This is a genomic window from Cohnella sp. (genome assembly GCF_041641335.1).
In the GTDB taxonomy this organism is placed as follows: Bacteria; Bacillota; Bacilli; order Paenibacillales; family Paenibacillaceae; genus Cohnella.
Window position 1 is genome coordinate 1 of record NZ_JBEPYQ010000160.1, and the last position, 8,315, is coordinate 8,315.

An 8,315-nucleotide genomic window follows, 5' to 3' on the forward strand; every position below is an offset into this window, starting at 1 on the left:
GCAGCACAAGCGACGAATTCAAGCGCACCGCCTTCGCCAAAGCGTTCCAATCCCCGGCTCTCGTCGAGTAACGCATGTACGTGTAGCTTTTGATCTCTTGCGGATTATCGGCGTCGGCCAGCTTTCTTTCCACGATATGAAGCTCGCTGCGAAGCATTTTGTCCACGTTCAAAGACTGGTTCGCATCGTGCATCCGATAGCCGATCAAATCGAGATCCAGAAACGTCAGCTTGCCATTTCGCGCATGCCGGATCCACATGTCCCAATCGTCTGCCTGGTCGGCCTGCACGTCGAAGGAACCGATCTTGGCCAGCTTGTCGCGCCTGAGCAGCACTTGGGACGAAGTATACATCTGGTTGCCCTTCAACAGGGACCTGAGCGTGAGCTTCGGTTTATGAATCCGATACATCCGGCGAATTCTTCTTCCCTGCGCATCGATAAGATGTCCGTTTACGGCTACGCCCGTACTGCCGGTCCGCACGATTTCCCGCACGGTTCGTTCGATGAATTCCGGATGAATGACGTCGTCCTGGTCGAGAAACAGGATGAATTCTCCCTTCGCCAGCGACAAGCCGCGATTGCGCGTATAGGTCGCCCCCCTGTTTTCCTGTTCCAGGATCTCTATCCTCGGGTCGCCGAAGCGGCGGAGGATGCTGCCCGATTCGTCGTTCGTCCCGTCGATGATGCAGATGATTTCGATTTCGGAATACGTCTGATCCAACACCTTCCTGACCGTCTCTTCAATGTACCGCTGGCCGTTGTAGATCGGAATCACGACGCTGACGAGATTTTCCTTCTTCCCGGAAGTCATGAGATGCGCGCTCCGATGCCCGAGATCATACCACCGTACAGCTCGCATTCCTTAATGATCTTGTGCCATTTCGCCAGCTCCTGATACCAGCTTAACGTAATCGTCTGCTCGTCCTTGACCAGCCTGCCCGTCGCCAGCGCGTCGTAGATTTCGAGCGCGCCGTCTGCGGCTGTCCACTTGGCCTTCCAGTTCAACGCCCGTTCGATCTTCTCGAAGCCGACCCGGTAAGAGCGGTGATCCGGGTCCCCGTACCAGGAGATCTCCACGTCGATCGGCAACGCCGCGGCGATCTCTTCCGCCAGGCGCCCCAGCTGGTAGTTGTTCCGGTCGGAGCCGACATTGAAGATTTGACCGTTGACGATCGACTCGTCCGCTTCAAGGAGCAGGCACATGACGTCGGTCGTATCCTGGATATGCACCATCGGTCTCCATTGCGATCCGTCCCTCATCAGAGGGATGACGCCGTTCTCCCACGCTCCGTGCGTCATGCCGTTGATCGCCAGATCGAACCTCATTCGCGGAGAATAGCCGTACACCGTCGCCTGACGGATGACGACGGCGGTGAACAGGGCATCCGCGAGAGGCAGAATGTCCCGTTCCGCTTGCTCGTTCGCTTTCGCGTAAGTCGTCAGCGGATTCGTCCGCGACTCTTCGTTCACGATAACCCCATCGTCCTGAAACCCGTACAGGCTGCAGGAGGATGGCAAAATATAACGGCGAACGCCGGTTTTCTTGGCCAGCCTGGCCGTGTTGGCCCGGGCGAGGTGATTGATCTCGTACGTCGCTTCCTGGAACAGCTCCCCGCTCGGATCGTTGGAGATCGCGACCAGGTCGATGACGGCGTCGACCTCTTCCAAATCCCGCTCCGTCAACCGTCTGCAATCCTCCTTGACGATCTTCAGGTTGTCGTGCTCCGGCAGCTTGTCGGCGCCGAAGAAATACCGGTCGATCGCGGTTACGCGATAGCCTTTGTTCAGAAGCTTAGGCACGAGCACGCTTCCGATATAGCCGCCCGCTCCAGTTACCAACACGTGTTTCATGATCATCCAGCCTCCGTGAATGGGGTTTGCAATCGATCGACGAACGCCTTGAACGAGGGTTGGCCGCGGTCTTTGTCCGATAAAATCGGTTCCGCGGCCGGCCATTCGATGCCCAGATCGGGATCGTCCCACCGAATGCCGCTGTCGTGCTCGGGCGAATAGTATTCGTCGACTTTATACAGCACTTGCGTATGGGGAGCGGTCGTGCAAAATCCGTGGGCGAAACCTTTCGGAACGACAAGCTGCCGCTTGTTGTCTTCCGAAAGGTGGACCCCGACCCATTCCCCGAACGTCGGAGAACCGGGCCGCAAATCTACCGCGACGTCATAGATCGCTCCCGTCAGCACCCGAACGATCTTGGTCTGAGCCTTCGGGGATTTCTGATAATGAAGCCCGCGAATGACGCCGACCTCCGTCGACAGCGAATGATTGTCCTGAATCAGGTCGAAATGCAGACCCAGCGACTCGAAACTCGCTTTGTTATAGCTTTCCATAAAGTAACCTCGATGATCGCCGTGCACGGCCGGCTCCAGAATCCAGACGTCTTTGAGCTTCGTTTCAACCAGCTTCAACTTTACGGCCTCCTTGTTTCTCCAAAATGGAATCGACAACGTATTTCGCGAAAGGGAAAGAGCAGGTAAACGCGGGCGATACGGCGTTCAGCACGTGCATCGAGCGGTCGTCCCCTTCGATGACGAAATCCTGCACCAGTTCCAGCGTCTCCTTGTGAAGAAGCTGCGCCCGTATGCCGGGCTTCAGGAACTCCCCGAAGCCGTCCCGGTCGATCTCCTTGACCATGCTGAGCGACAAGCCGATAAAATGGGACTTGAAGTATTTCTTCATTTCCTCAATAGCAAGCGATCTGAAATGAAAGGCGTTGGACAGGAACAGCTTGAGCTCGTAACCGAGAATGGCGACAAATTCGCCGGCTTTGAAATTGCGGAATCCTCCGTAATTTTCTCTCCAGAAAGCCGGAATAGCGGTAGGCCCGATCTTGATGCTCCCGTCGACCGTCTTCGTAAAATGTACGCCCAGAAACGGATTCTTCAGATTCGGCACCGGATAGACGTTCGTTCCGAGATCGGTTTTATTTTTGGCATACTTGAGATAGATTCCTTTAAAAGGAAGAATCGTATATGGCGTGCCGAACCCCGCCTCTTGGGCGATCTTATCCGCGTACAATCCGGCGGCGTTGATGAAGTACCGGCACTCGAACGTCTTGTTCCCGGCATGAACCGTTCCGTCCGTGCGGCTTTTGTACGGGCAATTGAAATACAGCTCGACTCCGCCGGCCGCAATCTCTTCCTTGAGCTTGAAGCAGACTTCCACCGGATCGACCGTGGAGGTCGTCGGGGAATGCAGCGCCTTCTGATAGGTTCTGACGTTCGGATCGATCCGCTTAAGCTCTTCCTCGGTCAGCCAATTCAGCTCCACGCCGTTCCGGTCGGCCCTCCGCTTCAATTCATACAATCCCGTCAGCTCTTCCTCGTTGGAAGCCACGACGACTTTGCCGCACTTGTTGATCTTCAGGCCGTTCTCTTCGCAGTACCGGGTCATCGCCAGATTGCCTTCGCGGGTAAACTTCGCTTTCAGGCTATCCGCCGTATAGTAGAATCCCGCATGAAGAACGCCGCTGTTCCTCCCGCTGGCATGATGCGCGACGTCCGCTTCCTTCTCCAGTATCGCGATTCGGCAATCGGGAAACCGCTGCCTCAGCTCCCTGGCGATCGTAAGTCCGATAATGCCTCCTCCGACGATGAGATAATCGTAAATTCGGCTCTTCATCTGGAGGGTGCGTATAGCGCTTCTTCCTTAATCTCGAGCCAAGCGCGGAGAGCCAGGCTGTTCGGGAGCTCCACGTCGGCGAAGGTGAGCATCTGCCCTTCCCTCACCGGACGGACGACGACCGCATCGGATAACAGTCCGATGGGCACGTGTTCGGAGTGGGCCGCGATCTCCACGGCGATTCCTCTGACGTCGAAGCTGCCGATTCCTCTTCTGATGGCATGGCCGGGATACAGATCCCGCTTGGCAACCGCGGCCGCGCTGATTCGAGGATGGGTTCCGTTGTTGAGAAGAACTCCGCCGCCGCTGAACACCCGCCGGATCGTCTTCAAAATCTCCAGGTGGCAGAGATGGTAATTGACGAGCATCGTATAATAAGGTCCCTCGCCCATTTTGTAGTACCTCAGCGCATCCTTGTGGCGCGAATCGATCTCGGCCGTAATGAACACTCCGGGCGGCGTCTTCGGGGACAAGATGTAGTCGCTTATCGCGCAGCCGGCTTCCTTCGCCCTCTCGGCTAAATGCACTCCGCCCGAATGGGCGTCCTCGGACAGCGGCCCCAGAAGCCCGTCTGCCGCGATTCCCGCTCCCAACCCGTTCGCCACGAAAACCTGCTCGATCTGCACTTTGGTGCCGTCCGTAAAGGAAGTCGTCATCTCCAGGCTCGTGCCGTTCCGGTTGGACCAGTATTCCATCTCGTCCGGCTGCGGATCCAGCTTCAGAAATCCCTTGACGTTCCCGTAGACAAGCGGCTTGAATCCCATCTGAAGGACATTCTCGTGCAGCGCCGCCAGACAACCCGGCTGATCCCCTTCCGCTTCGGTGATGAATCCGCGGCGAGCGAAGTAAGATCCGGTCGTTACCTGCAGCTCCGAATTCATCGTCACGACCGGCAAGGACGCCCGGATAGCCCGATCGATCACGTCCGTTCCGTAGAGGACGTCCCCGCTGCATTCGACGATCAGATCGGAATTATCGATCAGTTCGTCGACGTCGTTCGTCAGCTTCCCGGCGCTCGGAAATCCGATCATCGAATCGATCTCTCTTCGGGTCAAAATCCGCGACAAATCAAATGAAGGATCGTTCTCCAGAGCCATGATCAGCCCTTTGCCGATCAATCCCGTGCCGACTACGCCGATTCTCTTCACACTCTCCATGTGGCACTATCTCCTTGACCTTTGATTTATGATACTATTTGTATCATTTATACCTCCTACATTATGATACAATTAGTATCATGTCAAGCGGAATATTCGTAGTTTCCACGCTTGATCAGGGGTGAATTTGCACACTTTCTGCAATTTTGATACAATTCGTTTCATGAAAGTTGTGATCCGCCTAGGTTCGCGACGAGGAGGGGGACTTGAAGAATATGAAGAATATCGCGTATCGGATCGTCGCCTCATTAGCGATAGCGGCGCTCGTCTCTTGTTCGATGTACATCCGGTCGGACTCTCTACAGGCGCAAAGCGGCGCGGACAACCGGCTTGTCCTTACGTTAGGCAAGAAAGACTGGGTTCATAACGGCCGAACGCTCTCGGCCCCTCAGCCGTACCTCGTAAACGACGGCGTTCCGTATGCCCCGCTTACGGGTATCGCGCCCGTCTTCGGCTTTAAAACCTCTTACGACTCCGCAAGCAAACAAGCGATTGCCTCCAAGGGTTCCGAGGTCTACCGCTTCCAACCGGGCAGCAGCGTCGTTATCGGTAACGAAGGGAAGATCGAAGGAGCCGCCAAGGCATACGCGTACAAGGGCTCTCTCATGATTCCGCTGGAGACCTGGGCGTCGCTTACGGGTAGCCGAATCGTCGCCGGCGGGCGGACCGCCGTTCTCGAATGGGATTCCTCGAAGCCCGACGGGACCGAACCGGCCGCCGACGCGGAATTCGCCGTCTCTGCGGACGGGCTGGGCAAACTGAAGGTAAGCGGGAACGGGAGATTTCTCGAGACGGAGGACGGCAAGCCGTTCTTCTGGCTGGCGGACACGGCATGGGAAGCGATTCAGCGCCTGAACCGCTCCGAAGTCGGGAAGTATTTGAAGAGCAGCGCCGAACAAGGGTTCAACGTCGTCCAGGTCGTCGCCCTGACGCATTACTGGGACCGCTCCGTTCCGAACGCTCACGACGATCTTCCGCTGACGAATGCGGATCCCGGCAAGCCGTTGACGACCGAGGGGAACGATCCGTCCGACCCGAAGCAATACGATTATTGGGACCATGCCGACTACTTCATCGATAAGGCGGCTTCCCATGGACTGTATGTCGCTTTGCTGCCGACGTGGGGCAAGTATATTCTCGATAACCGAGCGGCTTATCAACAGCCCTACCAGGGCCTCTTCGATGCGGAAAAAGCCTATCTCTACGGGAAATGGATCGGCAGCCGCTACGCAGACCGGAGCAACGTCGTGTGGGTGCTCGGCGGAGACCGGGCTCCGGTGAACGAAGATCAGGAAGAGCTCATCCGGCAGATGGCGAAAGGCATTCGGGACGGAGGAGGCTCCCAGTTGATGACCTTCCATCCGATCGGGGGAAAATCGTCTTCGCAGTGGTTCCATGACGAAGATTGGCTCGATTTCAATATGTATCAGTCGGGTCATCTCTCCCGGGATTATCCGAACTACAAGAAGATTTCCCAGGACTACGCCCGGAAACCGGCCAAACCGGTGCTGGACGCGGAACCGAGATACGAGGAGAGCGGTATTAACTTCAGTTCGTCGAACGGCCGATTCTCCGCTTACGACGCGCGGACGGCGGCCTATTGGCCCGTCTTCGCCGGAGCGTTCGGGCACTCGTACGGACATGGATCCATCTGGCAGATGTACGCGCCCGGCCGAACGGCGGACGAGGACGTTTACTGGTACGACGCGATCGACGCCGAAGGAAGAGCGCAGATGAAATACGTTCGGAAGCTGATCGAGTCCAGGCCGTTCCTGGAGCGGGTGCCCGACCAGACGCTTCTCGTAGAAGAAGGGGCGGGCGGATCGCATCTTCGGGCGACGCGGGGATCGGATTATGCGATGGTCTACTCTCCCAGAGGCTCGGAAATCCGCGTTCGAATGGGGAAAATATCGGGGGAAGAAGTTTCCGCTTCCTGGTACGATCCCCGGACGGGAGTCACGACCCGGATCGCCGATTACGCCAATACGGGGACGAGAACGTTCCTCCCGCCGACAAGCGGGATTGGCCAGGATTGGATTCTCTTGCTCGACGATAAGGCGGCAGGCTTTGAAGCACCTTAGGCGTTAGGCGGCATTGCGCCCCCGATTTGGCTCATGGGCCGGCTTCCTTATCCGACTGAAATTGAACGGGGGATGTACCCCGGTGTACACCCCCCATGTTGTCAGCAGCCTCCCAGGGGTTCCGACCATTTTACGGTCTGGCAGACCGTTAGACGCCGCTTCCTGGCGGTTACCCTTGCGACCAGCCTGAACCGTTTGCTCCTGCAACCTGACGAGCCGTTTGCCCCGATATCCCCCTTCCCTCAGCGATTTCGATAGTACATCGAACTTCTTACGGTCGTGAAATCCCCTTGTCACGGGGTTATCATTCAGACTTCACGACCGTAACGGAGTTGAAGAAGATACATCTCCAGCATAACTAACTATCGATGAATCAGGACGGATTCGTCCTGACCGTCAGCGGGTTGCTGAACGGGCCCCAGTTCTGCGCCTTGTCCTTCGCCTTTACCGTAAACGTATAGTTCGTGTTGGGCGTCAGTCCCGTCGCCGTGAACTGCAGGTTGGAGAAATTTTGGGTGTACCCGTAATAAACGCCGTTGCGATAGATGTCGTACACTTCGATGCCGCTCGCGTCCGTCGAAGCGTTCCACCTCATCGTGACCGTCGTCGACGTCTTCGACACGAGCCGCAGATTGCCCGGAGCCGTCGGCGGCGTCGTGTCCCGGCCGGGCTCTTCGTCCGTCGTAACCGTCAGCGGGTTGCTGAACGGGCCCCAGTTCTGCGCCTTGTCCTTCGCCTTCACCGTGAACGTATAGGTCGTGTTCGGCGCAAGCCCCGTCGCCGTGAACTGCAGGTTGTCGAAGTCCTGCGTATACCCGTAATAAATACCGTTCAAATAAATATCGTACACTTCGATGCCGCTCGCATCCGTTGAGGCATTCCACCTCATCGCGACCGCCGTCGACGTCTTCGACACGAGCCGCAGATTGCCCGGAGCCGTCGGCGGCGTCGTGTCCCGGCCGGGCTCTTCGTCCGTCGTAACCGTCAGCGGGTTGCTGAACGGACCCCAGTTCTGCGCCTTGTCCTTCGCCTTCACCGTGAACGTATAGGTCGTGTTCGGCGCAAGCCCCGTCGCCGTGAACTGAAGCTTGTCGAAGTCCTGCGTGTACCCGTAATAAACGCCGTTGCGATAGATGTCGTACACTTCGATGCCGCTCTCGTCCGTCGACGCCGTCCACTTCATCGTCGCCGTCTTCTCCGTCTTCGACACCAGACTCAGGTTGCCCGGAGCCGTCGGCGGCGTCGTATCCCGGCCGGGCTCTTCGTCCGTCTTAACCGTCAGCGGATTGCTGAACGGCCCCCAGTTTTGCGCCTTGTCCTTCGCCTTCACTGTAAAGGTATAGGTGGTGTTCGGCGCAAGCCCCGTCGCCGTGAACTGCAGGTTGTCGAAGTCCTGCGTGTACCCGTAATACACTCCGTCGCGATAGTAATAGAACACTTC

At 57.2% G+C, this 8,315-nt stretch carries 7 protein-coding genes; 1 reads left to right on the plus strand and 6 read right to left on the minus strand.

The annotated features are described in order from the left end of the window. From ACESLM_RS29895 to ACESLM_RS29915, 5 genes are all read right to left on the minus strand, one after another. A partial coding sequence (locus ACESLM_RS29895) for a glycosyltransferase family 2 protein (protein WP_372638274.1) occupies nt 1–811 on the minus strand: 811 nt, incomplete at its 3' end. Beyond that, entirely contained in the window at nt 808–1,851 is a 1,044-nt protein-coding gene (locus ACESLM_RS29900; protein WP_372638277.1) for an NAD-dependent epimerase/dehydratase family protein, read from the minus strand. The genes ACESLM_RS29895 and ACESLM_RS29900, both read right to left, overlap by 4 nt. Before the next feature lie 2 nt (nt 1,852–1,853). Then, nucleotides 1,854–2,423 carry a dTDP-4-dehydrorhamnose 3,5-epimerase gene (gene rfbC / locus ACESLM_RS29905; protein WP_372638280.1) on the minus strand — a complete coding sequence of 190 codons (570 nt, stop codon included), beginning with the start codon at nt 2,421–2,423 and terminating at the stop codon, nt 1,854–1,856. Then, a complete protein-coding gene (gene lhgO, locus ACESLM_RS29910; RefSeq protein WP_372638283.1) occupies nt 2,410–3,636 on the minus strand; it encodes an L-2-hydroxyglutarate oxidase in 1,227 nt (408 codons plus the stop codon). Before lhgO ends, rfbC begins: the two co-directional genes overlap by 14 nt. After that, on the minus strand, nt 3,633–4,793 hold the full coding sequence (locus tag ACESLM_RS29915) for an NAD(P)-dependent oxidoreductase (RefSeq protein WP_372638286.1): 1,161 nt from the start codon (nt 4,791–4,793) through the stop codon (nt 3,633–3,635). Before ACESLM_RS29915 ends, lhgO begins: the two co-directional genes overlap by 4 nt. A 215-nt stretch (nt 4,794–5,008) precedes the next feature. Here ACESLM_RS29915 and ACESLM_RS29920 point away from each other — a divergent pair, with 215 nt between their 5' ends. Further along, nucleotides 5,009–6,874 carry an apiosidase-like domain-containing protein gene (locus ACESLM_RS29920; protein WP_372638289.1) on the plus strand — a complete coding sequence of 622 codons (1,866 nt, stop codon included), beginning with the start codon at nt 5,009–5,011 and terminating at the stop codon, nt 6,872–6,874. Between the two features lie 373 nt (nt 6,875–7,247). Here ACESLM_RS29920 and ACESLM_RS29925 read toward each other — a convergent pair. Continuing rightward, nucleotides 7,248–8,315, minus strand: a 1,068-nt coding sequence (locus ACESLM_RS29925) for a fibronectin type III domain-containing protein (protein WP_372638291.1), incomplete at its 5' end; no start/stop codon positions are given.

Bases quoted from the DNA above. Each gene is read 5' to 3' on its own strand.
- ACESLM_RS29900 (WP_372638277.1), bottom strand. From the start codon at position 1,851: ATGAAACACGTGTTGGTAACTGGAGCGGGCGGCTATATCGGAAGCGTG.
- ACESLM_RS29920 (WP_372638289.1), top strand. From the start codon at position 5,009: ATGAAGAATATCGCGTATCGGATCGTCGCCTCATTAGCGATAGCGGCG.
- ACESLM_RS29915 (WP_372638286.1), bottom strand. From the start codon at position 4,793: ATGGAGAGTGTGAAGAGAATCGGCGTAGTCGGCACGGGATTGATCGGC.
- lhgO (WP_372638283.1), bottom strand. From the start codon at position 3,636: ATGAAGAGCCGAATTTACGATTATCTCATCGTCGGAGGAGGCATTATC.